Raw genomic sequence first — 23,719 nt, 5'->3', positions numbered from 1 at the left:
TTCAGGCGAGTCGTCGTTATTCAACACCCAGCCAGTGCATGGCCTCCTGACCGAAACTGATGCCTGCCAACACGAACAGCAGCACGATCGCGGTGACCGCGCTCACATAGATCAGCGCCTTGGCGACTTCAGCATCTTCCGTTGAGGAATGGAAATGCGAAACGACGTTGGTGCGCGCGTGGGAGCGATGCGGCCAATGCAGCCTACCTGACAGGTCCTTGAAATGAAGGTCTGGATGGAAACGCATGGTCACACCTCCTGGGCATGCCGCCGCGCATCGAGGTCGGCCGCTCTCGTGGCCCCGGCGGGCCACCGCACACTTCCAATATAGGAGACGCCGGGCAAATGTGGTGCCCTTTTCGCCACTGACGACCGTCGATGCCGCCGGCGCTTGTGGGCTAGCGCACCGATTTGCCCGAACCGGCCTGTGGATGTGAGGCTTCGCTTTCGCTGTCATCCGCACCAGACAAAGCATCAGACGGTGATGCAAGCGTCGCCAGACGGGCTTCACGCGTGCGCAGTTCTGCGAGCATGTTGCAGAACAGGGCGCCTTGCTCCAGCGCGTCGTCCAGCGCCACGTGGGTGTGCGGCAACGGATCGTGCCAGTGCTCCGGAAAGGCAGCCTTCACCGATTTCCGGTACGGCCGGCCCGTCAGCGCGAAGCCCAGCGTCTTGATGTCCAGCGCGGCCCAGCCGAACGGCGAGCGGCCGGCAAAGCGCATCATGTACCAGAACATCCAGGTGAAATCGAACCCGGCCGGAAAGGCGATGAAGACCGGCTTGCCCGGCAGCTTCTCGACCCATTCCACGTAGCGGGGCAGCACGTCCTCGGGACACTCCAGGTCGCGCCGGCAGGCCGCCCAGGCGTCGGGCTGGGTTTTCCACCACTGCATCTGCACCGGATGGCCCGCCGCGCCGGGCAACGTTTCCAGGTTGGCGGAGAACGTGCTGATGATGGTCTTGTCTGCCAGCATCGCCGCCGACGCGAACGACAGCATCGAATGCGGGCCCGGAATCGGCCCATCGGCCTCGACGTCGGTGCTGACGTAAATCTCCGGTCGCTTGTCGGGCGGCTGCTTCTTTGCCATGCGTCAGGCCACGTCGATCAGGTGGTCGGCCACAAACGGGTTGTTGCGGCGCTCCTCGCCGAACGTCGATGCGGGGCCGTGGCCGGGTACAAAGGTTACGTCGTCGCCAAGCGGCCAGAGTCGCGTGCGGATCGAGCGGACCAGATCGGCGTGATTGCCGCGCGGGAAGTCGGTGCGACCGATCGACCCGGCGAACAGCACGTCGCCCACGATGGCCAGCCGGTTTGCCCGGGAGAAGAACACCACGTGGCCCGGCGTATGGCCCGGGCAGTGGTAGACCTCGAGCGTCTCGTTGCCGAAGGTAACCGTGTCGCCGTTCTGCAGCCAGCGGTCGGGCTCGAAGACTTCCGCCTGGCCAAAGCCGAAGCGGCGTGTCTGCTCGGGCAATTGCTGGATCCAGAACCGCTCGTCTTCCTGCGGGCCCTCGATCGGCACGCCGTACTGGCGCGCCAGCGCCGCGGCGCCTGCGCAGTGATCCACGTGACCATGGGTCAGGAAGATCTTCTCCAGCGTCACGCCCTGTTCGTTGAGGGCCTCGGTGATGCGGTTCAGATCGCCACCGGGATCACAGACGGCGGCGCGCTGCGTGGCTTCATCGATCAGCAGCGAACAGTTCTGCTGGAAAGGCGTCACGGGGATCAGAAGGACTTTCATTTTTGTGTTCTATCAGCCTGTTCTGGCAGGCGCTTTCTTGGGGGGGAGGGGCGCCCGGAGGGTGGTCCATTGTAGCCGCCGATAACGGCCTCGACCGACCGTGCAACGTTTGAATCGAGCCTGAGAATCCTCTGAAAGTGTCGTGGTGCGCACCCGAATTTTGCGCTGGGGTAACCGGCGCAATCCCTTGCCAGGCGGTGGATTGCGGGGAATTGCACGGCGTTGTAACAGATTTCGTAACAAAATCAAGGCACTAGCTTCAAACGACCGATGTTAGACTGCGCGCCTATGTCCAGTCTGCCCCTTTTTCGTCCGGGGTCCGTGCGCCAGGACGCGCCCGGGTCCAACCGCTTCCTGCGTCAGTGCGCGATCCTCGTATCGGCGCTGGTGCTGGCTGCGTGCGCGACGCCGCCGGGGGGCGACACCGACAACGCATCGAACACCACCGGCGCGCTTTCCACGAAGGCTGCGAAGACGGCGAAGTCCAACGCCAATGGCGCGAAGGCCGACGATCGCGGCAACTGGAACCTGTTCGGCTGGCAGGACGACAATGCCCCGTCGCAACCGTCGATCGACGGCCTGCGCGCTGACATGGGTACGTTCGAGCAGCGTGGCATGGCATCGTGGTACGGCAAGGGCTTTCATGGCCGCAAGACGGCCAACGGCGAACGCTTCGACATGCGCGCCATGACGGCGGCGCACCCGTCGCTGCCGCTAGATAGCTGGGTGCTGGTGCGCAATCTGCGCAACAACAAGGTGGCCGTGGTCCGTATCAACGACCGTGGCCCGTACCATGGCAACCGGATTCTGGACCTGTCCTACGCGGCGGCCAAGCGCCTGAGCTTTGTCGACCATGGCGCCACGCAGGTGGAAATCCGCCGGCTGTCGCGCACCGAGGTGGCGGCGCTGGGTCCGAACATGGAAGCGGGTGGCATGGAAGCCGGTGACGGCAGCGGGGCCGATGAGGTGCCCGACACCGCCAACACGCCGGTGCCGGCGAAATCGAAGGCCAAGGCCAGGTCCGGCAAGACCGTCGTCAAGCACAAGCACAAGTAAGGCGATGCGCACCGGTCGGAACCCGCTTCTCGCGCTCCCGTCCTCCCGCCCGCTGCTTCCCTCGCAAGTAAGAAAATTCTCAAAAGGCACGATCTCCCGGATCGTGCCTTTTGTCTTTTCAGGCGTCGCTGGCGCCGTCGTCCGCTCCGTCGGCACGCTGCGCCAGTGCCAGCTTGTACAGCGCGTCGGTCTTGGCGCCGGTGATGGCCGCGGCCAGCTTGGCCGCCCTTTTGGCCGGCAGCTCCGCCAGCAGGAGCTTCAGCACGCGCTGGGCCTCTGCGTCGGGCGTGTCGGCGTCGCCGCCTTCGGCACGGCCCGCGCCTTCCACCACCAGCACGAATTCCCCCTTGCCGCGCGTGGCTTCGGCGGCCAGCCAGGCCGGCGCCTCGGCCACCGTCAGCACCGGGGTCTCTTCAAAAAGCTTGGTCAGTTCGCGCCCGATCAGCAGCCGGCGCGTGCCGGGCAGGCCGGCGGCCAGCGCCGCCAGGGTTTCGGCGATGCGGTGCGGGGCTTCGTAGCACACCCATGCGTGATCAAGCGCCGCCAGCCCGGCGATGGCGTCCTGGCGGGCCTTGGGCTTGCCGGGCAGGAAGCCGACAAAGGTAAAGCGGCCGTCGCCGGCCTCGAGCATGTCGCCCGCCACGGACAAGGCCGTCACGGCGGCGCTGGGGCCCGGCAGGGGCACCACGTTCAGGCCGGCCGCGCGCACGGCTTCCACGAGCCGGGCGCCTGGATCGGAAATGCCGGGCGTCCCGGCGTCGGATACGTACGCGATGCGCTCGCCGGCCGACAGCCGTTCGACAATGCGCACGGCGGCCTCGCGCTCGTTATGTTCGTGGACCGCCACCAGCGGCCGCTGCAAGCCCACGCGCGTCAGCAGTTGGCCGGTGTTGCGCGTGTCTTCGCAGGCAATGGCGTCGGCCAGGCCGAGCACATGCAGCGCGCGCAGCGACAGGTCGGCGACGTTGCCGATGGGCGTGGCCACCACGTAAAGCGTGCCGGCAGGGTACGTCTGGCCGGCGGCCAGCTGGGTCCAGTCACTCATGCTTGAGAACTTCCGTTGAATCACTCATTCAAATCCACCACGCAAGCCAATGTGCGTAGCACGACGCAACGCGGCGCGATGGCCGAAGACCGTGCGCTGGCCTATCTTCAGCGTCAGGGGCTGGCGCCAGTCGTCCGCAATTATCGCTGCAAAGGCGGCGAGATCGACCTGATCATGCGTGCCGCCGACGGTACGCTGGGGTTCGTCGAGGTCAGGCAGCGCCGCAGCCGGGGGTTTGGCGGGGCGGCGCAGAGCGTCACGCCGGCCAAGCAGCGGAGCGTGCTGCATGCGGCGGCGCACTACCTGGCCACGCTGGACGGCGTGCCGCCATGCCGCACGGATGTGGTGGCCATGGACGCTGGCCGGATCGACTGGCTACCCGGCGCGTTCGCGCCTGACGTCGGCCGACGGGAACAGTGGCGCGGGTGCTGCGTCATAATGCGCGGGATAGTGCAGATGTCACCAGACCATGAGTATTGAAAGTATCGAGCAGCATTTCCTGGACAGTGCCGACACCAAGCGGCTGGCCGCCACGCTGATGGCGCCGCATATCGATGCCGCCGTGGAGCGGATGGTGACGGCGCTGACCAGCGGCAACAAGATCCTGGTGTGCGGCAACGGCGGGTCCGCTGCCGACGCCCAGCATTTTGCCGCCGAATTGCTCGGCCGCTTCGAGCGCGAGCGCCCGGGCTTGGCCGCCATCGCCCTGACCGCCGACAGTGCGATCCTGACCGCCATCGGCAACGATTACGATTTCTCGGTGGTGTTCTCCAAGCAGGTGGAAGCGCTGGGCCAGCCCGGTGACATCCTGCTGGCGCTGTCCACGTCTGGCGATTCGGCCAACGTGGTGGCCGCCATCCAGGCCGCCCACCAGCGCGACATGGGCGTGGTGGCGCTGACCGGCAAGGGCGGCGGCCGGGTTGCCACGCTGCTCGACGAATTCGATATCCACCTGTGCGCGCCCAGCGATCGCACGGCCCGCATCCAGGAAGTGCATCTGCTGACACTGCATTGCCTGTGCGACGGCATCGACGAAGCATTGCTGGGCGAGGCATGAAGCCTCGGGCGGCCGGAACGGGACAAGTTATCCCCGGATATCCACAACGCTACCCACAACCTATGCACAGGAATCGCCATGTCTTCCACAGCCTTATCCACAGGCATCGCGAAAACCTGAAACTGCAACCTCTTTCACGCATCATTTCGGCATCCACCCAGAAACCAAGAATCGCATGACGAACGTGACCAACCAAAAGAAGACCTCTCCCGCCCGCCTGGCCCGTACCGCTGTCACCGTGGCCGCACTGCTGGTGTCCGCCACACAGCTGGCCGGCTGCTTCCCCGTGCTGGCTGGCGCCGTGGGCACTGGCGTGGTGATGGCCACCGATCGCCGCCCGACCGGCACGCAGGCCATCGACCGCGGCTTGCAGGTGGAGATCGACAGCACGCTCAGCCAGCGCTACAGCGACACCCAGGCACGCGTGAACACGACCGTGTTCAACCGCAAGGTGCTGCTGACCGGCGAGGCCGCGAACGCCCAGATCAAGCAGCAGATCGAGCAGTACGTGCGCGGGCTGTCGAACACGCGCGAGGTGGTCAACGAGCTGGAAATCACGGCGTCGCCTGACTTCATGACCCGCAGCAACGACACCTACCTGACCAGCAAGGTCAAGACGCTGCTGGTCACGGCGGACGGCGTGCCGGCCAACTCGATCAAGATCACCACCGAGAAGAGCGTGGTGTACATGCTGGGCGTGGTGACGAATGCCGAAGGCGACAAGGCCACGGACGTGGCCCGCAACGCCAGCGGCGTGCAGAAGGTGGTCAAGGTGTTCGACTACGTGAGCGAAGCCGAGCGCGCACGCCTGGATCAGGCCGCCTCGTCGCAGAATGGCAACGCCGGCAGCGACGCAGTGGGTACGCCGGCACCGGTGCAGGCCGTGCCGGGCAGCCAGCCGAACGCACCGGTCACGTCGGATGCGCCGGCGTCGATGGGCGCCACGACCAGCCCCGTGGCCGCGCCCGTATCGTCGCCGGTGGCGTTGCCGCCGGGGCGCAACCTCCCCTGATTCTCCTGAGGAAACTGCCATGACAACCCACCCGCGATTCCCGTTCTCCCTGCGTTGGATGGCCGGTATCGCGGCCGGGCTGTGTGCCGCGCCGCTGCTGGCACAGTCGCCGGCATCGGCGCCTTTATCGGCCCCCTCGGCCCCCTCCGCGCCCATGACCGCCGGCCCCGCCGACGCCGGCAAGATGACGATCGAAGTCCAGCGGTCGCGTACCGAGCAGGCCCGCAACCAGGCGGCCTCGTGCGCTGTCTGCCACGGCCCCGACGGCGGGCCGCCCGCCGATAGTCCCGTCCCCCGGCTGGCTGGCCGCCCGCAGGCCGAACTGGTCGAGCTGATGCTCAACTTCAAGAACGGCAAGCGCCCCGGCACCGTGATGCCGCAGATCGCCAAGGGCTACAGCGACACCGAGATCATTGCCATCGCCGCGTGGTTCGCGGACCAGAAATAGACCGATGCACCGACGATCCGTACTGAAGGCGGCGCTGGCCGCCACGGCACTGGGCGGGCTCACCGCGCGCCAGGCACGCGCCGCCGCACCGGCGAAGGTGGTGGTCATCGGTGGCGGCTACGGCGGCGCCACCGCCGCGCGCTACCTGCGTACCTGGAGCCACGGCGCGGTGGACGTGACCCTGGTGGAACCCGACGCCGCGTTCGTGTCGTGCCCGCTCTCGAACCTGGTGGTGGCCGGCTACCGCCAGATGGCCGACATCACCGTACCCTACGACACCCTGGTCAGGCGCCACGGCGTGAAGCATGTGCGTGACATGGCCACGGCCATCGACCTCGGCAAGCGCACCGTGCGGCTGGCCGGTGGCGCGACGCTGCCCTACGACCGGCTGGTGCTGTCGCCGGGCGTGGAAATGCAGACCGGCGCCATCGACGGACTGGCGGCGCCCGGTGGCGAGCAGATCGTCCATGCCTGGAAGGCCGGCCCGCAGACCGATATCCTGCACCGGCAACTGGCCGCCATGCGCGACGGCGGCACCTTCGCCATCACCATTCCGCTGGCGCCGTACCGCTGCCCGCCGGGCCCGTACGAGCGCGCCTGCCTGGTGGCGGACTACCTGAAGCAGCACAAGCCGCGCAGCAAGGTGCTGGTGTTCGATGCCAATCCCGACATCACGTCGAAGGGTGCGCTGTTCCGCCAGGTCTGGCAGACGCGCTACCCGGGCATGATCGAGTACCGGCCCCAGCACGAGACGGTGGGCGCCGACCCGGCCACCCGGACGATCCGCTTCGACGTGCAGGACGACGAGCGCGTGGACGTGCTGAACCTGCTGCCGCCGCAGCGGGCCGGCGCCATCGCGGTGGCGGCCGGACTGGCCACCGCCAATGGCCGCTGGTGCGAGGTGGACTTTCTGACGATGGCGTCACGGGTGTCGCCGGACGTCCATGTGCTGGGCGACGCCGTCCAGATTGCGCCGCTGATGCCTAAGTCCGGCACCATGGCCAACCAGCACGGCAAGGTGGCCGCCGCCGCCATCCTGCAGTTGCTGGCCGGGCGGGCGCCCGACCCGGTGCCGCTCTATACCAATACCTGCTACAGCTTCACGTCGTCGACGGAGGCCATCCACATCGCCAGCGTCCATCGCTACGATCCCGCCGAGCGGACGATGCTGACGGTGCCGGGGTCTGGCGGCCTGTCCACAGGACCGAGCGCCCTGGAAGGCCAGTACGGGCTGGCCTGGGCCGGCAGCATCTGGGCCGACATGCTGGCGTAGTGGCGGTGCGGCGCAGTGGTGTTTAAACCACAAACAAAACCGCAGGATCGTGCAATGCGCGCGCGCCGAGGGCTGCTACCCTAGCCGTGCCGAACGTCCATGCCCCCTTTGTCTGGCCACAACCAGGACGCGGCTCTCTCTCAACGATCATGCAAGCCAAAGACCGTCTGCTCGCCCTCGCCATCATCGTGGTCTGGGGTGTCAATTTTGTCGTCATCAAGGTAGGCCTGTCCGGCGTGCCCCCCATGCTGCTGGGTACGCTGCGCTTCAGCCTGGTGGTGTTCCCGGCGATCTTCTTCATCCCGCGCCCACGCATTCCGCTGCGCATGCTGATGGCCTATGGCGCGTCGATCAGCCTGGGCCAGTTCGCGTTCCTGTTCTATGCGATGGCCGTGGGCATGCCGGCCGGGCTGGCATCGCTGGTGCTGCAGTCCCAGGTGTTCTTCACGGTGGCCATCGCCGCCCTGTGGCTGGGTGAACCGGTGCGCTGGCACAACCTGGCCGGCATGGCGATTGCCGCCGGCGGCCTGGCACTGATCGGCAGCGCCGCGGCGCACGGCCCCGGTGGCATGACGGCGGTGGGCTTCCTGCTGACGCTGTGCGCGGCGCTGTGCTGGGCCACGGGCAATATCGTCAGCAAGAAGATCGGCCCCGTCGACCTGCTGGGCCTGGTGGTATGGGGCGCGCTGATCCCCATCGTGCCGTTTGCGCTGCTGTCGCTCTGGTTCGAGGGGCCGGCGCGCATCGCCGACGCGCTGACGCATGTCTCGGGCAACGCCGTGTTCGCGGTCGCCTACCTGGCCTTTGCCGCCACGATCTTCGGCTACACGATGTGGGGCCGCCTGCTGACGCGCTACCCGGCCAGCAAGGTGGCGCCGCTGACGCTGCTGGTACCGGTGGTGGGGCTGCTGTCGGCCCATCTGCTGCTGGGCGAAGACCTAGCGGCCGCGCAATGGGCCGGCGCCACGGTGGTCATGGCCGGGCTGCTGCTGAACGTGTTCGGCAGCCGGCTCTGGGCGGGCAGGGCACTGGCACGCCGATAGCGGCACCTGTGGATCCAACGCCAGTCAATTCAAGGGTTAACCCGCAATAAGGCGACAATTCCCACCTGTTTTGGGCATATGGTTATCACTGTCGCATCCGTATACGTGCCTTGACTTCAGGCAAAATAGCGGACTGGCCGCATATGCCCGGGAGCCCTCAACGATCACCGCAGGGCGCTCCTGAGAAGCCCGCCCCAACGGCGGCCAGCGCGCGCCGCGCCGTGGAGCAATCCGAGCGCGGGCATTTGCCGTCCCCACGGCTCTCATACAGTTTGGAGCACAACACATGAAGCAGTTTGTCATCGCCGCCGCGCTGCTGGCCGCAGCCGCGTCCGCGCACGCCGCCGTCGACGCCGCCAAGGCCCAGGCCATCGCCAACAAGAACGCCTGCATGGGCTGCCACCAGGTAGATAAGAAGCTGGTTGGCCCGGCCTTCAAGGACGTGGCCGCCAAGTACAAGGGCGACAAGGACGCCCTGACCAAGTTGTCGGCCAAGGTGAAGAACGGCGGTTCGGGCGTCTGGGGCCCGGTGCCGATGCCGGCCAACGCCGCCGTCAGCGACGCCGATATCAAGACCGTGGTGGAGTGGGTTCTGGCCGGCGCACCGGCCAAGTAATCCAGGCTATCGCCTGGGCGGGCGGCTGGCAGTGCCGGCGGCCCGCCTCGTTTAACGTATTCGCATAATGCATGCATGGGCCGGCGACGCACTGGCACGGCTGGGGTCGACAGGAAACCGGGTAGTACGGGAACACAGCAAGATGAACGCAAAACGACGAGATGTACTGCGCATGACCGCCGTACTGTCGCTGATGGCCGCCACCGGCCTGATCAGCGAGGCACAGGCTGCGGAATGGAACCAGACTGCCTTTGACGGCAAGAGCGTGGCTGACGTGATCAAGGCCCTGGGTGGCAGCGGCCCAGAGAAGAGCAGCGCCATTACCTTCACCGCGCCGGATATCGCCGAGAACGGCGCCGTGGTGCCGGTGACGGTGGCCAGCAACATCCCGGACACCGAGCAGATTGCGATCCTGGTGGAAAAAAACCCGAACACGCTGGCGGCCGATTTCACGATTCCGGCCGGCACCGAGCCGTTCGTGACCACGCGCGTGAAGATGGGCCAGACGTCGGTGGTGCACGCCGCGGTCAAGGCCGGCGGCAAGTGGTACGTGGCATCGAAGGAAATCAAGGTCACGCTGGGCGGTTGCGGCGGCTGAGCGCCACCGGACCGTTTGCACCGTTCGAGACCAGATTTCCAGATAACTGCTGACAGGAGAAGCACATGGCAGACCCGATGCGCGTTCGCGCCACCGAAAACGGCGGCGTCGTTGACGTCAAGATTCTGATGAAGCACGACATGGAAACCGGCCAGCGCAAGGATTCGGCCGGCAAGACCATTCCGGCCTGGCATATCCAGACCGTGGTGGCTTCGTACAAGGGCAAGGACGTGTTCCACGCCCAGTTCGGCGCGGCCGTGTCGAAGGACCCGTTCCTGAACTTCAAGTTCAAGGGCGGCGCCAAGGGCGACAAGGTCACCGTGACCTGGGTCGACAACCGCGGCGACAAGCGTACCGACGAAGCCACCATCGCCTGACGGCCTGATACGGGCGAAGGAGAAGCAGCATGCGTCGAGCATTCATTCGTGCCACGGCGGCCCTGGCCGCCATCGGGTTGTCCGCCAAGGCGGCGGCGGCCCAGCCAGCCCAGGCACCCACGTCCGCGGCGTCGGGCAAGGGCCGCGTCAAGGTGGTGTACCAGTTGTCGGACGGCATCGACCAGGCCGTGCGGGCCATGTCCAACCTGCGCAACCACCTGAACGGCGCCCCCGACACCAAGATCGTGGTCGTGGCGTTCGGCTATGGCGTGGATTTCCTGGTGGAAGGCGCCAAGGATGCGCGTGGCAACACGTTCGAGGCCGCGGTGGCGGCGCTGACGTCGTCGGGCGTGGAATTCCGCGCCTGCCGCAACACGCTGACCGCGCGGCGGATTTCCGAGCAAAGCCTGCTGATGGACGCCAAGGTGGTGCCGGCGGGCGTGGTGGAAATCGCGCGCCTGCAGTTCGACGAGGGCTACGCCTACATCAAGCCGTGATGGACCGGGCGGCGCGGCGCAGATCGCGGCGAATCGCCCAGGTTCACTGACAAGCCGTCCGGCAACGAGCCGCCGGACCCGCACAAGAAGGCCGTCCGTCCGCCAGCCATGCGGCGCGATGGCGAGGAGAATCCCCCAATGGTTACCGTGCGCAACATTCGCCGTCTGCGCCGCACCGTGGCCCCCGCGCTGGTGGCGCTGGGCGCCGTGGCTGCCGCCGTCACCGCCACGCTGTCCGGCCCTGCGCTGGCGCAGGACAACACCGCCGAGGAAATCGCCAAGTACCGCCAGATGTTGGCCGAAGGCAATCCCGCCGAACTGTGGGAAGCCGCCGGCGAGGAACTGTGGAAGAAGCCCGCCGGCCCGAAGAATGCATCGCTGGAACAATGCGATCTGGGCAAGGGCCCAGGCGTGACCAAGGGTGCCTACGCCGAGCTGCCGCGCTACTTCAAGGACGCCAACAAGGTGATGGACCTGGAGCAGCGCCTGGCGTATTGCCGCGTGACGCTGCAGGGCCTGACGCAGGAAGAGGCCACGAAGAACCCGTTCGCGTCGCAGGGCAAGCCTTCGGACATCGAGCGCCTGGCCGCCTTCCTGACCGGCGAATCGCGCGGCGTGAAGATGAACGTCCAGCTGACGCATCCCGAGGAAAAGCGCGTCTACGCCCTGGGCCAGAAGATGTTCTTCTACCGTGGCGGCGCGTATGACTTTGCCTGCGCCACCTGCCACGCCGTGGACGGCCAGCGCATCCGCCTGCAGGACCTGCCGAACCTGATGACCCAGAAGGGCGCCCAGGCCGCGTACACCACGTGGCCGGCCTACCGCGTGTCGCAGGGCGAAGTCCGCACCATGCAGCACCGCCTGTACGACTGCCTGCGCCAGCAGAGATTCCCCGAACCGGCCTACGGCTCCGACGTAATCACCGCCCTGACGATGTTCCTGGCGAAGAACGCCAACGGTGGCACGTACGACGGCCCGAACATGAAGCGCTGAGCACGGAGCAGAACAACATGAAGACACTCCATACGATGGCACTGGCCGCGCTGGTGCTGGCCGCCTCCGGCGCGCACGCGCAGACCGCCGCCAAGGGCCCCAAGGCCGAAAAAGCCGACAAGGCGGTAAAGGTCTCCGACGCCGACGTGCGCCAGATGATCGAATCGTCGTTCACGTCGAAGGGCCCGGCCACGGTCGAGGGCGTGATCAACCAGGACGCCACGCAGAAGACCTGCAGCCAGTACCCGGACCGCCTGCACGTGCCTGCCGCCGTGGCGAAGAAGGTCGAGGCGGCCGAACTGAAGCAGGTGAAGTACCCGGCCGACAACAACTTCATCGGCGACTGGAAGGAAGGCGAGAAGATCGCCCAGAACGGCCGCGGCATGCAGTTCTCCGACCAGGTGGGCGCGCCCAACGGCGCCAACTGCTACGCCTGCCACCAGCTGACCAAGGCAGAGATCTCGTTCGGCAATATCGGCCCGTCGCTCTACAACTACGGAAAGCTGCGTGGCAATTCGCCGGACGTGGTGCGCTACACGTGGGGCAAGATCTGGGACTCGAACGCGTACAGCGCGTGCTCGAACATGCCGCGCTTTGGCCACAAGGGCATCCTGACGGAACAGCAGATCCGCGACGTGATGGCCCTGCTGCTGGACCCGGCCTCGCCGGTCAACCAGTAAGGGTGGCGTGATGCGGGCACGGCGCGTGGCGATAGCGTGGCTGGTGGCCGTGCTCGGCATGGCCGGTTCGCTCGCCCATGCCGCCGAGGTGGGTGACACCATCCACCTGCCCGATGTAAAGCTGCTCGACGGCCGCACCGTGCCCGCCTCGCAATGGGCGGGCAAGCCGGTGGTGATCGAATTCTGGGCGTCGTGGTGCCCGTTCTGCGCGCTGCAGAACCCGCGCCTGCAGGCGCTCTACGACAAGACGCGCGGCACGAAGCTGCAGGTGCTGACCGTCAGCATCGACAAGCAGCCACAGGACGCCGTGGCGTACCTGAAGCAGCGCGGCTACACATTCCCGGCCGCGATGGATTCCGATGCGCTGCGCCGCGCTTTTGGCGCCCGCAAGGGTCTGCCCGAGCTGTACGTGCTCGATGGAAAGGGGCGCGTGGTGCAGAAGGAAGTCGGCGAGATGATCGACGACGACGTGGCCGCGCTGGCACGCTACGGCAAGCCCTGAGCCGGTGCGCCGGCGAATCAAACGGATAACAGCATGAACCGACGCGAGTTCCTGCAGGTGCTGGCCGTGGCCGGTGCCGGAGGCATGACATTTCCCGGTGGCGACGTCCAGGCGGCGCAGGCCGCGGCGCGGCTCTATGACGTGCCGCGTTTCGGCAATGTCCACCTGTTGCACTTCACCGATTGCCACGCGCAGCTCAGACCCGTGCATTTCCGCGAGCCGAACGTGAACCTGGGCGTGGCCGAGTGGGCCGGCAAGCCGCCGCATCTGGTGGGCGACGCCTTCCTGCGTCAGTACGGCATCGCGCCCGGCAGCGCCACTGCGCACGCGTTCACGTACCTGGACTTCACCGTAGCGGCGCGCCGCTACGGCAAGGTGGGCGGGTTTGCCCATCTGTCGACGCTGATCCAGCGCGTGAAGGCCGGCCGGCCCGGCGCGCTGCTTCTGGACGGCGGCGACACCTGGCAGGGGTCAGCCACCGCGCTGTGGACCAAGGGACAGGACATGGTCGATGCCGCGCTGCAGCTTGGCGTCGACGTGATGACGCCACACTGGGAGATGACGCTTGGTGCGGAGCGCGTGAAGCAGATCGTCGACAACGACTTCAAGGGCAAGGTGTCGTTCCTGGCCCAGAACGTGAAGACCAACGATTTCGGCGACCCGGTCTTCGATCCTTACGTGGTTCGCGAGATGAATGGTGTGCCGGTGGCCATCATCGGCCAGGCGTTTCCGTACACACCCATCGCCAACCCGCGCTACCTGGTGCCGGACTGGACCTTTGGCATCCAGGAAGAGAACCTGCAGCAGGTGATCGACGAAGTGCGCGGCAAGGGCGCCCGGGTGGTGGTGCTGTTGTCGCACAACGGCATGGATGTCGACCTGAAACTGGCGTCGCGCGTGCGCGGGCTCGATGCCATCCTGGGCGGCCACACCCACGACGGCGTGCCGGCCCCCGTGCCGGTGAAGAACGCCGGCGGCGTCACGCTGGTGACCAACGCGGGATCGAACGGCAAGTTCCTGGGCGTGCTGGACTTCGACGTGCGCAACGGCAAGGTGGCGGACTTCCGCTACAAGCTGCTGCCGGTCTTCGCCAACTACCTCCCGGCCGATCCCAAGATGAACGCGCTGATCCAGAAGGTGCGCGCGCCCTATGAGCGCCAGCTCGGCGAGGTGCTGGCCGTGAACCGCGGCCTGCTGTACCGGCGCGGCAACTTTAACGGCACCTTTGACCAGTTGATCCTGGATGGCCTGATGGCCGTGCAGGACGCGCAGATCGCATTTTCGCCAGGTTTCCGCTGGGGCACCACGCTGCTGCCGGGCGAGAACATCACGATGGAAGCCCTGATGGACCAGACCGCCATCACGTACCCGTACACCACCGTGACGCCGATGACGGGCGAGACGATCAAGACGATCCTGGAAGACGTGGCCGACAACCTGTTCAACCCCGACCCGTACTACCAGCAGGGCGGCGACATGGTGCGCGTGGGCGGCCTGCAATACACGATCGACCCCAACCAGCCGATCGGCAAGCGCATCACCGACATGCGCCTGGCCGGCCAGGCGGTGGACGCCGCCAAGACCTACAAGGTGGCCGGCTGGGCCCCGGTTTCAGAAGAAGCCCGCCAGACCGGCGGAGCCCCGATCTGGGACGTCATGGCCCAGTGGCTGCGCGCCAGCAAGGAAGTCAGCGCCCGCCCACTTAACGTCCCCACGGTGCGCGGCCTGGACGGCAATCCAGGCATGGCAGCGGCCTGAAACAGGCGCCAAAGTGTTGGATCGATGCGATTGAAAGGCCGCTCGGGATTCGGCTACAATCAGTCGCGACGGGCCGATAGCTCAGCTGGGAGAGCGCTGCGTTCGCAATGCAGAGGTCGGGAGTTCGATCCTCCTTCGGTCCACCAGAATTTTCTTTGTAAAACAACGCACTACGTCGACAGATGTGGTGCGTTGTTTTGCTTTCGGGGGTGGGGTTTTTCATTGTCCGTGGACATAACTTGAAGGCGATTTGCCGGCGAGCAATCTCGTTCGCTTGTGCGTCGACATTTGGGTAAGGCCAGCGTGCCGGAAGGGAAACGAGACGGCTCCGAGAGCCACAAGAAATGCTACCGTTCCACCTATCGCCCGCCATCAACCTCTCCCCATGCGTGAACCGCACGACGCCCCCGCCATTGGCGCCGACACCCTTGACGCCGAAGTCCGCCACCTGGCTGGGCGCCGGTCTACGCTGGTCAGCGTTTTCGTCAACATTGGCCTGACGATTGCCCAGGGCGCCATCGGCATCATCGCCGGTTCTCAGGCGCTGGTTGCCGATTCGCTCCATTCGCTGTCGGACCTCGTTTCCGATTTCGTCGTGCTGTTTGCCGGCCATCACAGCCGCAAGGGGGCCGATACCGATCACCCTTACGGGCATCAGCGATTCGAGACGGCGGCTTCGCTGGCACTGGGGGCGCTGCTCTTGGCGGTGGGCGTGGGCATGCTGTGGGCCGCGATCGGCAAGATCCAGCATCCGGAGGGGGCGCAGCCGGTGCAGACGGTGGCGTTGTGGGTGGCGCTGGGCGCGTTGGCGGCCAAGGAGGGGTTGTTCCGCTACATGCTGCGGGTGGCGGAGCAGGTCAGGTCGAGCATGCTGGTGGCCAATGCATGGCATGCGCGGTCCGATGCCGCGTCGTCACTGGTGGTGGCACTGGGCATCGGCGGCAACCTGCTTGGGTATCACGTGCTCGATCCCGTGGCGGCGATCGTGGTGGGGTTGATGGTGTCACGCATGGGGCTGCGATTTGGCTGGGATGCGATGAACGACCTGATGGACCGCGCTGCCGACGACGATGTGGTGTCCAGTCTGCGCGACGCGATGCTGGAAACGCCCGGCGTGCTGGGTCTGCATGATCTCAAGACGCGCAAGATGGGGGACATGATCCTGGTCGACGTGCATCTTGAGATCCAGGCCGACTTGACCGTCGAGCAGGGGCACGCGATTGCCACCGAGGCGCGCCGCCGCGCGATGGAGCGTGACGACGTGCTGAACGTGATGACGCACGTGGATCCGGTCAGGGTGCCACGCACGCAGCCCGTGTCGGCCGAGTCAGCGTAGGTCGCTGCGCCGGTACAGGCTCAGGCCCACGGCCAGGAAGGCCAGCATGCCGGCACAGCCCCGGTTGATCCACTGCACGGCGCGCGCCGACAGCGTCCGCACGGCGTGGCGGCCGCCGAACGCGTAGATCGCCATCATCACGATATCCATGAGCGCCGCAATCACGGCCAGGATCACGTACTGGACGGCCACCGGCTTGTCCGCGTGGACGAACTGCGGCACGAAGGCCGAGGTGAACAGGATGGTCTTGGGGTTCGACAGTGCCACGAACAGCGCCCGCAGGAAGGCCGCGCGGCCGCTGGCCGAGGTGGCGTCCGACGTTGCAACCAGCGCCTGCGTGGGCGCGCGCCACATCGAGACAGCCAGGTAGAACAGGTAGGCCGCGCCCAGCCACTTGATCGCCGTAAACAGGTGCTCGGATGCCTGCAGCACCGCGCCAAGCCCGCAGCCCACGGCGCCGATCAGGATCAGGTCGGCCAGCGCCGCGCCCGCGATGCCGCAAGCGGCCACGCGCATCGGGCGGGTGGCGCCGTTGCTCAGGGCCAGCAGCATCGTTGGCCCGGGAGTGACCATGACCGCGGCCACCGCAATCAGGTAGAGAAACAAGGTTGTGCTGTCCATCGCATGTGCTACGGCGGCTCCGCATTGGCGAGGCGCCAGTGTGAGCCGATTCGCGCCGATATGCACGCCTTCCTGTGGATAACTGCGTGAACAAGCCTGTGGGCGGGTGTGGGGGCCGCCTGTGGGGCGGCTGTGGGACGTATACGCACAACCTGGCACGTATACGTCGACTGCCGCGCGCCACGCCGTGATTACCCACTCCCGTCCACGTATACGCAGCACGGTTGCCCAATGGGTTATCTGTTTTCTAACCCATTGATCTGAAATGGGAAAACGGGGTTATCCACGGATAAGATCTAGTGTTAACCATTACTACTACTATTTATGTATACGTAAACAATACCGGTATACGTATACGGATCATTGCGCGGGCAGAGCTGGCAGGCATGGTCCGCCGCATTGCGCCAGCGCAATACCCCTCCACGGCGTGTCCCGACCGGCAGTAGCTCCATCCTAGAATGTCGGCTTTCCTGCACTGCGTGCCGAAATGTCCCGATGAACCGTCCTGTGTCCGACATCCAGCCCATCTCGCTGCAGTGGGCGCTGGCCCTGACCTTTGTCGCCTGGTTCGTGGAGTTGATGGTGGCAACGCTGCTGCGGCCGATGCTGGTCCGTAGCGGCCTGGAGATATCGGCGGCGGCGTCGCTGGTGCGCATCCTGGCGTGCGGCATTGTTTTCAGCGTGCTGCTGCACCAGAGCGGGCTGACCTATCGCAGGCTATTTCACGATAGCCGGTCGAGCGCCGTCGCCACCATCGGGCTGCTAGGCCTGCCCATCCTGATGACGGTGCCGCTGATCGTCCTGCTAGACGGCGTGATGATGACGCTGCTCGAAAAGGTGTTGCCGTTGTCGGCCAGCGAGGTGGCGATGTTCGAGTCGATGGCTGGCGGGCTGGGCAACTGGGTGCTGTCCTGCGCCATCGCGCCGATGGTCGAGGAAATGTTCTTCCGCGGCATCATCCTGCGGGGCATGCTCAAGCGCTATGCGACGACCGATGCCATCGTCTACTCGGCGTTCGTCTTCGGCCTGATGCACCTGAACGTCTACCAGTTCGTGATCGCTTTCGCGGTGGGCATCCTGGCCGCTGCGTTCTACGTGCGCACCGGATCGCTCTGGCCCGGCATCGTGCTGCACGCCGGCATCAACACGACGATCACCGTGATGAGCGAGTCCGGCACGGACGCCGACACCCAGTATTCCCTGTGGACGTGGAGCCTGGCCGTGGTCGCCGGTCTGGTCGGCGCGCTGGTGCTGCGCCGGATGTTGTGGCGGCCGACGGCGGTGGCGCAGCAGGCTGGCGCGGATGGGGCGGACCCCGAAGGCCCGCCGCCAGATGCCGCGTGACAGGCCGTAACGTGCGGAGACGCCCGCAGAAGCCCGGCGCGTGTGGTGGCCCTACCGGGGCACCTTGAAGGCCTGGCGGGCCCGTAGCACCGCGCTGCGGGTCGAGCAGCCGTCCATGTGATCGTTGACCAGCCCCATGGCCTGCATCAGCGCGTACATCGTGGTCGGGCCGACAAACTTCCAGCCGCGCTTCTTGAGATCTTTCGACAGCGCCGTGGATTCCGGGCTGATGGCCATCGTGCGCAGCACGTCGGGCGTCAGCGTCTTGGGCCGGCTTTTCGGGTCGGGCTCGAACTTCCAGAAATAGGCGGCCAGCGACGGCTCGGTCTTCAGCAGTTCCTGCGCGCACCGGGCGTTGTGGATGGCCGCCTCGATCTTGCCGCGATGGCGCACGATGCCGGCGTCGCCCAGCAGCCGTTCCACATCGCGCTCGGTAAAGCGGGCCACCTTGTCGATCTCGAAATTGGCGAAGGCCTTGCGGAAGGCTTCGCGCTTGCGCAGGATGGTCAGCCAGCTCAGGCCTGCCTGGAAGCCCTCCAGGCACAGCTTCTCGAACAGGCGCCGGTCGTCGTCCACCGGGAAGCCCCACTCGTTGTCGTGATAGTGGCAGTAGTCCTCCAGATCACCGCACCAGCCGCAGCGTACCGGGGTCTGCGGCACGGACTTCGTCGTCATTCGCCTTCACTCCTTGGGTCTATGGCGCGCACGGGCGCCGCAGCGATCATGCGCCCGGAACGCCACGCCGTAAAGGCCGAAACCGGCCAGATCCGGACATCCAACTGACAAACGGCGGCAATCATCGCGGGCACAAAAAAGCCAACCCGAAGGTTGGCTTTCGTGCGGCGGCAAGGGGCTGGTCAGGCCAGCTTCTGGCCCGTGCGGTCGTGCATGAACACCAGCGCCACAAGGCTGATGGCGGCGGCGGCAATCACGTAGTACGCCGGGGCCAGCTTGTTGTGGGTCGACTCGATCAGCCAGGTCACGATCAGCGGGGCGAAGCCGCCAAAGATCGTCACGGCGAAGTTGTAGGCCAGCGACAGGCCGGTGGATCGCACTTCGGTCGGGAACTGCTCGGCCAGCACGGCCGGCGCCGGGCCCGTGAAGGCGGCCAGCAGGATGCCCAGCACGATCTGCACTTGCAGCAGCGTGGCGGTGGTCGGCGACACGTTGAGCCAGTGGAACAGCGGATAGGCCAGCACCAGGATGGCCAGCGCCACCACGCTCAGCATGCGCTTGCGGCCCACGCGGTCGGACAGCATGCCCATCAGCGGGCACAGCACCAGGATGATGGCGCCGCAGATGGCGGTGGATTGGAACGTGGCGCCCAGCGGCAGGCCCAGCTGCTGCTTGGCGTACGACGGCATGTAGAACACCAGCACATAGGTGCAGACCGTCCACAGGATGGTCACGCCCAGGCCGGCCAGCACTTCGCGCGGATGGTCGCGCAGCACCTGCGACAGCGGCGAGAACTTTACGTTGTTGGCGCGGCGCTCGGCCTGGCGCTGCTCGAACTCGGGCGGCTCTTCCAGGTGCGAGCGGATGTACATGCCCACCGGGCCAATCAGCAGGCCGAACAGGAACGGAATGCGCCAGCCCCAAGCATCGATCTGGGCCTGGTCCAGGCCATTCGTGACCAGCGCGCCCATGGCGGCACCCAGCATGAACGAAATGCCCTGGCTGGCCTGCTGCCAGCTGGCGTAGGCGCCGCGCTCCTCGTCGGGCGCATGCTCGATCAGGAACGCCGTGGCGCCGCCCACTTCACCACCGGCCGAAAAGCCCTGGATCAGGCGCGCCAGCACGATCAGCGCCGGTGCCCACAGGCCAATGGATGCATAGGTGGGGGCCAGGCCGATGATGGCCGTACCCAGTGCCATCATCAGGATGGTCAGCGTCAGCGCAGCCTTGCGGCCCACGCGGTCGGCGTAGACGCCCAGCACGATGGCGCCCACCGGGCGCATGAAGAAGCCCACGCCGAAGGTGGCCACGGTCAGCAGGAACGACGTCAGGTCGTTGCCGGTGGGGAAGAACAGCTTGGCGATGATGACCGCGAAGAAGCTGTAGACGGTGAAATCGAACCATTCCAGGCCGTTGCCGATGGTAGCGGCGATGATCGCGCGTCGTCGGGTGGCTTTGGACAGGTCGTTGGCGGAGGCTGCAGTAACGGACATGAGGCTGGCTACAACGATGAAAGAACCGGTGGATGCCCCCGCCAGTGTGTCCCGGCGGTGACGCAAGCCAGCATCTTAAGCGATTCCTTACATCGAATTGTCATACGGACGTTCAGCGCAAGGTTGCAGATGCATCACGTGCCACCCATGTTCCCGGGCCGTGACGGGCCTATCCGGCGCCGTGGCCGTGATGGTTGGGGGTACGCGGCGTCTGGGTGGGGGCGGACAGATCTAGCGGGGTGATGTCGCGCGCCGGCGCCGGGCGCTTGCGCGTGAACCACAGCCAGGTGGCGCTGGCCAGCCAGCCGACGACGAACACGGTGTCGCCGGCGTGGTTGAGCAGGGCGGACGCCAGGGGTGTGCCGAACACATCCGCCAGCATCTCGGCCGGCAGGCGCGCGGTGATCCAGAGCAGCACGGCCGGGCCGCTGCCGTAAACGCCGGGCTGCCACCACAACGCGTGGGGCAGGGCGTGCAGGGGATCGAAACGCTTGGACACGGGCTTTCTCCGGCGGATGCGTCAGTCGCATCTCTGGAACACATCATAGGCCGATTCGTGTTACAGCCGCTGTCGGTGTTTGGGGAAACCGCAAGGGGGTGTGTGCGGTATCCAACGCCCAGCACGCGGGGGGCGCCAGACCTTCAAGTTTTTTGCAGGACTTGTCCGCAAAAGCCATGCGTCATGGCGTGACATCTTTGCCAGACTGCATCCATTGGATACATTCGCTTAACCGCCCGACGCCATGACCACCCTGTTGCCCGCCCTCTATGTGTCACACGGATCGCCGATGCTGGCGATCGATCCCGGTCCCACCGGCGTTGCGTTCGACGCGCTGGGCCAGCGCCTGCGCGCGCTGAAGCCGAAGGCTGTGCTGGTGATTTCCGCGCACTGGATCTACAGCACGCTGGCGGTCACCACCCGCACGCGGCAGGAAGCCTGGCACGACTTCGGCGGCTTTCCGCGCGAACTGTATTCGCTGCGTTATGACGCCCCGGGGTCGCCCGACCTGGCCGCGCGCGTGAAATCGCTGATCGAGGCGGCCACCATTCCGGGCGCCGGCTTCGTGGCGGAAGACGAGGACCGTCAACTCGACCACGGTGCGTGGATGCCGCTGCGCTTTTTCTTCCCCGATGCCGATGTGCCGGTGGTGCAACTGGCCTTCAACCCGTACCTGAGCCCGGCCACCCAGATCGAGATTGGCCGCGCGCTGGCGCCGCTGCGCGCCGAGGGCGTGCTGGTGATCGGTTCGGGCAGCTTCACCCACAACCTGCAGGAAGTGTTCGGCGGTGGCGCGCGCAAGGCCCAGCACGGCCCCGAGACCGAGCCTTATGTGGACGCCTTCCGGGGCTGGATGGCCGATGCGTTGAACGATGCGCTGGCCACCGGCGACGTGAGCCGGATTGCCGACTACCGCACCCAGGCGCCGTTCGCGCGCCGCGCCCATCCGACCGACGAGCACCTGCTGCCGTTCTACGTGACGCTGGGTGCAGCCATGGGCTCGGACGCGACGACGGGCAAGGAGGCCAGCGTGGCCCGTGTGGCCGACGAGGTGACGTACGGCGTGCTGGCCATGGACACCTTCGTGTTCGACGGCATCGGCACCGGGCACGCGCCGCTGCCCAAGGCGGCCTGATCGCCGCCTGATCTACGCCTGACCATCACCTGACCTTCGCCCGATACTCGCGGACGCCGGTCAGGTCGTCAGGTAGCGTCGCGCCGACCGGGCGCCGAACAGCGCGATGTAGCCCATCGTCAACGCCACCACGGCGATGCCAATGCGCAGGCTGGCCAGGTGCGCCACGCCGCCAATCATCACGGGGCCCAGCAGCAGGCCGACGTAGGCAAAGCGCGCCACGCGCGCGATGGCTTCGGCCGCCGTCACACCGGGCAGGCGCGACGCCGCCACGAAGAAGATCGGCACCATGTTGGCGGCGCCCAGGCCCATCAGGCTGAATCCGATGAGCGCCGCCAGCGGCCAAGGCACGGCAATGGCCAGCGCGATACCGGCAAAGCCCAGCCAGGCGCTGCCGGTCAGCGTGCGGGCGTCGCCGAAACGGGCCCGCAGGCGGTCACCGCCAAAGCGGCCGCAGGCCATGCCGCCCGAAAAGGCCGCGTACCCGAAGCTGATCCATGCCAGCGGCGCGTCGGTCACCTCGCGCATGTAGACCGTGGTCCAGTCATACATCGCCCCTTCGCCCACCAGCCCCAGGAACGCCATCAGACCCAGCAGCCACAGCCCGCGCGTGGCGTGGTCCTTGTGGTGGTCGGCCGTGGGCAGCACCGGATGGTCGGCCAGCAGCCCACGATGCGTGCCAAGCGCCACCGCGGCCGTCATGGCCGCGATAAAGGCGGTATGCAGCAGCGGCGGCACCTGCAGGCTCAGCATCAGCCCGCCGAAGGCCGCGCCGATCATGCCACCCAGGCTGAACATGCCGTGCAGCGCCGACATCACGGGTCGCGTGCTACGACTGGCCTCGACCGTGGCAGCCTGCGCGTTCATGCCGACATCGAACATCGCGTTGGCCATGCCGAACACCAGCAGCGCGGGCAGCAGTAACGCAAAGCTGGGCATGGCCAGGATCAGCAGCGTCATGCAGGCGAAGGCAACCCCGCCCACCATCGAAGCCCGCGCGCTGCCCATCTTGCCCACCCAGCGGCCCACCGGCCCCATGACCAGGATCGCGCCGCCGGCCACGGCCAGCATGGCCAGCGACAGCATGGCATCGGACAGCCCGAAGCGGGCCTTGATGGTGGGAATGTGGACACCCCAGGTGGCAAACGTGGCGCCGTTGGCGAAGAACAGCGCCATGGTGCCGCGCGTGGCGCGCGAGACGGCCGACGGGGACGGGGCGGGAACGGAGGCGGGGGGCGAAGTGGTTTCGATCGAGTAATCAGACATCAGGAAAAACGAAAACGACCGGAACAGCCGGACGACATACGGTACAGGTAAAAGGGCAGCTCAGGCCGGCGCGGCGCCAGGCCGCAGCAGGCCGCGCTGGTGCAGCGCAAAGGCAAACGCGCCCAGCGCGCCCACGGCCAGCGCCACCATGACCCACAGCATCAGCCAGTAGCCACCGGCCACGCGCCAGAGCAGGGCGCCAATCCACGGCGCCGCAGCCTGCATCAGCAACACGGGGGTCATCATTAACCCGTTCAGCGTTGCATAGTGATGACGCGAGATCAATTCGGGCATGGCCATCGCGCGCAGCATGGTGTTGACGCCGTTGGCGCAGCCATAGCAGACCGCCGCGACCATCAGCCAGTAGCCCTCGCCGAGCGTCAGGCACAGCAGGCCCAGACTCATGACGATATACACCGGCATCGACAGCCGCACCGGGTGATCGATGGGCAGCCGCGCCATGGCCAGGCGGCCCGCCACTTGGGCCGGTCCGATCAGCGCCGCGACGATCAGTTGCTGGCCCACCGGCAGGCCCTTCTCGGTCAGCATCGGAATCAGGTGGGCACCCAGCAGCGATGCGATCACGGCGGTGGCCGTGAAGGCCAGCACCACGGCCCAGAACACGGGCTGGCGCAGCGTGGTGCGCGTGATGC

General features: G+C 66.6%; 28 protein-coding genes and 1 tRNA gene. 19 read left to right on the top strand and 10 right to left on the bottom strand.

Features of this window, described 5'->3' with window-relative positions; translation table 11 throughout:
* Positions 1-16: 16 nt before the first annotated feature.
* From CYJ10_RS00145 to CYJ10_RS00135, 3 genes are all read right to left on the bottom strand, one after another.
* A complete protein-coding gene (locus tag CYJ10_RS00145; protein WP_092602326.1) occupies positions 17-247 on the bottom strand; it encodes a hypothetical protein in 231 nt (76 codons plus the stop codon).
* Positions 248-398: 151 nt separating this feature from the next.
* The gene (locus CYJ10_RS00140; protein ID WP_101679572.1) at positions 399-1,088 is read right to left on the bottom strand and encodes an exonuclease; all 690 of its coding nucleotides are present in this window, start codon (positions 1,086-1,088) and stop codon (positions 399-401) included.
* Between the two features lie 3 nt (positions 1,089-1,091).
* The gene (locus CYJ10_RS00135) at positions 1,092-1,742 is read right to left on the bottom strand and encodes an MBL fold metallo-hydrolase (protein WP_101679571.1); all 651 of its coding nucleotides are present in this window, start codon (positions 1,740-1,742) and stop codon (positions 1,092-1,094) included.
* A gap of 288 nt (positions 1,743-2,030) precedes the next feature.
* Here CYJ10_RS00135 and CYJ10_RS00130 point away from each other — a divergent pair, with 288 nt between their 5' ends.
* Entirely contained in the window at positions 2,031-2,798 is a 768-nt protein-coding gene (locus CYJ10_RS00130; RefSeq protein WP_180862809.1) for a septal ring lytic transglycosylase RlpA family protein, read from the top strand.
* A 118-nt stretch (positions 2,799-2,916) separates the two neighbouring features.
* On the opposite strand, the gene rsmI is transcribed toward CYJ10_RS00130, so the two are convergent.
* Positions 2,917-3,843, bottom strand: a complete 927-nt coding sequence (gene rsmI, locus CYJ10_RS00125) for a 16S rRNA (cytidine(1402)-2'-O)-methyltransferase (RefSeq protein WP_101679570.1) — start codon at positions 3,841-3,843, stop codon at positions 2,917-2,919.
* A 15-nt stretch (positions 3,844-3,858) separates the two neighbouring features.
* Between rsmI and CYJ10_RS00120 the strand changes: the two genes are divergently transcribed.
* From CYJ10_RS00120 to CYJ10_RS00045, 16 genes are all read left to right on the top strand, one after another.
* Positions 3,859-4,323 carry a YraN family protein gene (locus CYJ10_RS00120; protein WP_101679569.1) on the top strand — a complete coding sequence of 155 codons (465 nt, stop codon included), beginning with the start codon at positions 3,859-3,861 and terminating at the stop codon, positions 4,321-4,323.
* A complete protein-coding gene (locus CYJ10_RS00115; RefSeq protein ID WP_101679568.1) occupies positions 4,313-4,900 on the top strand; it encodes a phosphoheptose isomerase in 588 nt (195 codons plus the stop codon). Before CYJ10_RS00120 ends, CYJ10_RS00115 begins: the two co-directional genes overlap by 11 nt.
* Before the next feature lie 175 nt (positions 4,901-5,075).
* The gene (locus CYJ10_RS00110; RefSeq protein ID WP_101679567.1) at positions 5,076-5,912 is read left to right on the top strand and encodes a BON domain-containing protein; all 837 of its coding nucleotides are present in this window, start codon (positions 5,076-5,078) and stop codon (positions 5,910-5,912) included.
* Positions 5,913-5,931: 19 nt separating this feature from the next.
* Positions 5,932-6,360, top strand: a complete 429-nt coding sequence (locus tag CYJ10_RS00105; protein ID WP_257991659.1) for a c-type cytochrome — start codon at positions 5,932-5,934, stop codon at positions 6,358-6,360.
* A 4-nt stretch (positions 6,361-6,364) separates the two neighbouring features.
* Complete coding sequence (locus CYJ10_RS00100) at positions 6,365-7,633, top strand: NAD(P)/FAD-dependent oxidoreductase (RefSeq protein ID WP_101679566.1); 1,269 nt, start codon at positions 6,365-6,367, stop codon at positions 7,631-7,633.
* 149 nt (positions 7,634-7,782) lie between these two features.
* The gene (locus CYJ10_RS00095; RefSeq protein ID WP_101679565.1) at positions 7,783-8,676 is read left to right on the top strand and encodes an EamA family transporter; all 894 of its coding nucleotides are present in this window, start codon (positions 7,783-7,785) and stop codon (positions 8,674-8,676) included.
* Positions 8,677-8,962: 286 nt separating this feature from the next.
* Entirely contained in the window at positions 8,963-9,292 is a 330-nt protein-coding gene (locus CYJ10_RS00090) for a c-type cytochrome (RefSeq protein ID WP_066736677.1), read from the top strand.
* Between the two features lie 142 nt (positions 9,293-9,434).
* Positions 9,435-9,890, top strand: a complete 456-nt coding sequence (gene soxY, locus CYJ10_RS00085; RefSeq protein WP_101679564.1) for a thiosulfate oxidation carrier protein SoxY — start codon at positions 9,435-9,437, stop codon at positions 9,888-9,890.
* A 65-nt stretch (positions 9,891-9,955) separates the two neighbouring features.
* Complete coding sequence (gene soxZ, locus CYJ10_RS00080) at positions 9,956-10,267, top strand: thiosulfate oxidation carrier complex protein SoxZ (RefSeq protein WP_101679563.1); 312 nt, start codon at positions 9,956-9,958, stop codon at positions 10,265-10,267.
* A gap of 29 nt (positions 10,268-10,296) precedes the next feature.
* Positions 10,297-10,764 (top strand): DsrE family protein, encoded by a 468-nt coding sequence (locus CYJ10_RS00075; RefSeq protein WP_101679562.1) that lies wholly within the window; start codon positions 10,297-10,299, stop codon positions 10,762-10,764.
* 138 nt (positions 10,765-10,902) lie between these two features.
* Positions 10,903-11,757 carry a sulfur oxidation c-type cytochrome SoxA gene (soxA, locus tag CYJ10_RS00070; protein ID WP_101679561.1) on the top strand — a complete coding sequence of 285 codons (855 nt, stop codon included), beginning with the start codon at positions 10,903-10,905 and terminating at the stop codon, positions 11,755-11,757.
* 17 nt (positions 11,758-11,774) lie between these two features.
* Positions 11,775-12,437, top strand: a complete 663-nt coding sequence (gene soxX, locus CYJ10_RS00065) for a sulfur oxidation c-type cytochrome SoxX (RefSeq protein WP_101679560.1) — start codon at positions 11,775-11,777, stop codon at positions 12,435-12,437.
* Positions 12,438-12,447: 10 nt separating this feature from the next.
* Positions 12,448-12,939 (top strand): TlpA disulfide reductase family protein, encoded by a 492-nt coding sequence (locus CYJ10_RS00060; protein ID WP_180862836.1) that lies wholly within the window; start codon positions 12,448-12,450, stop codon positions 12,937-12,939.
* 33 nt (positions 12,940-12,972) lie between these two features.
* The gene (gene soxB, locus CYJ10_RS00055) at positions 12,973-14,697 is read left to right on the top strand and encodes a thiosulfohydrolase SoxB (protein WP_101679558.1); all 1,725 of its coding nucleotides are present in this window, start codon (positions 12,973-12,975) and stop codon (positions 14,695-14,697) included.
* A gap of 70 nt (positions 14,698-14,767) precedes the next feature.
* Positions 14,768-14,843 (top strand) — tRNA-Ala (locus CYJ10_RS00050).
* A 239-nt stretch (positions 14,844-15,082) separates the two neighbouring features.
* Positions 15,083-16,033 carry a cation diffusion facilitator family transporter gene (locus tag CYJ10_RS00045; protein WP_101679557.1) on the top strand — a complete coding sequence of 317 codons (951 nt, stop codon included), beginning with the start codon at positions 15,083-15,085 and terminating at the stop codon, positions 16,031-16,033.
* Here CYJ10_RS00045 and CYJ10_RS00040 read toward each other — a convergent pair.
* A complete protein-coding gene (locus CYJ10_RS00040) occupies positions 16,025-16,654 on the bottom strand; it encodes a LysE family translocator (RefSeq protein WP_101679556.1) in 630 nt (209 codons plus the stop codon). The genes CYJ10_RS00045 and CYJ10_RS00040 overlap by 9 nt on opposite strands.
* 495 nt (positions 16,655-17,149) lie before the next feature.
* On the opposite strand from CYJ10_RS00040, the gene CYJ10_RS00035 reads away from it, so the two are divergent.
* Entirely contained in the window at positions 17,150-17,998 is an 849-nt protein-coding gene (locus CYJ10_RS00035; protein WP_101679555.1) for a CPBP family intramembrane glutamic endopeptidase, read from the top strand.
* Positions 17,999-18,049: 51 nt separating this feature from the next.
* Here CYJ10_RS00035 and CYJ10_RS00030 read toward each other — a convergent pair whose 3' ends face one another.
* From CYJ10_RS00030 to CYJ10_RS00020, 3 genes are all read right to left on the bottom strand, one after another.
* Complete coding sequence (locus CYJ10_RS00030) at positions 18,050-18,673, bottom strand: DNA-3-methyladenine glycosylase I (protein WP_101679554.1); 624 nt, start codon at positions 18,671-18,673, stop codon at positions 18,050-18,052.
* Between the two features lie 182 nt (positions 18,674-18,855).
* Positions 18,856-20,166: an MFS transporter gene (locus tag CYJ10_RS00025; RefSeq protein ID WP_101679553.1), complete on the bottom strand. Its 1,311-nt coding sequence runs from the start codon at positions 20,164-20,166 to the stop codon at positions 18,856-18,858.
* Positions 20,167-20,335: 169 nt separating this feature from the next.
* The gene (locus CYJ10_RS00020; RefSeq protein ID WP_374703218.1) at positions 20,336-20,623 is read right to left on the bottom strand and encodes a hypothetical protein; all 288 of its coding nucleotides are present in this window, start codon (positions 20,621-20,623) and stop codon (positions 20,336-20,338) included.
* 286 nt (positions 20,624-20,909) lie between these two features.
* Here CYJ10_RS00020 and CYJ10_RS00015 point away from each other — a divergent pair, with 286 nt between their 5' ends.
* Positions 20,910-21,800 carry a DODA-type extradiol aromatic ring-opening family dioxygenase gene (locus CYJ10_RS00015; protein WP_180862808.1) on the top strand — a complete coding sequence of 297 codons (891 nt, stop codon included), beginning with the start codon at positions 20,910-20,912 and terminating at the stop codon, positions 21,798-21,800.
* Between the two features lie 60 nt (positions 21,801-21,860).
* On the opposite strand, the gene CYJ10_RS00010 is transcribed toward CYJ10_RS00015, so the two are convergent.
* Together CYJ10_RS00010 and CYJ10_RS00005 are read right to left on the bottom strand one after the other, a co-directional pair.
* Entirely contained in the window at positions 21,861-23,066 is a 1,206-nt protein-coding gene (locus CYJ10_RS00010; protein WP_101679552.1) for an MFS transporter, read from the bottom strand.
* A gap of 60 nt (positions 23,067-23,126) precedes the next feature.
* Positions 23,127-23,719, bottom strand: a 593-nt coding sequence (locus CYJ10_RS00005) for an MFS transporter (RefSeq protein WP_146001982.1), incomplete at its 5' end; no start/stop codon positions are given.

The sequence above is a fragment of the Cupriavidus pauculus genome (assembly GCF_002858765.1).
Taxonomy (GTDB): domain Bacteria; phylum Pseudomonadota; class Gammaproteobacteria; order Burkholderiales; family Burkholderiaceae; genus Cupriavidus; species Cupriavidus pauculus_B.
This window is presented reverse-complemented; position numbering and strand designations above follow the sequence as displayed.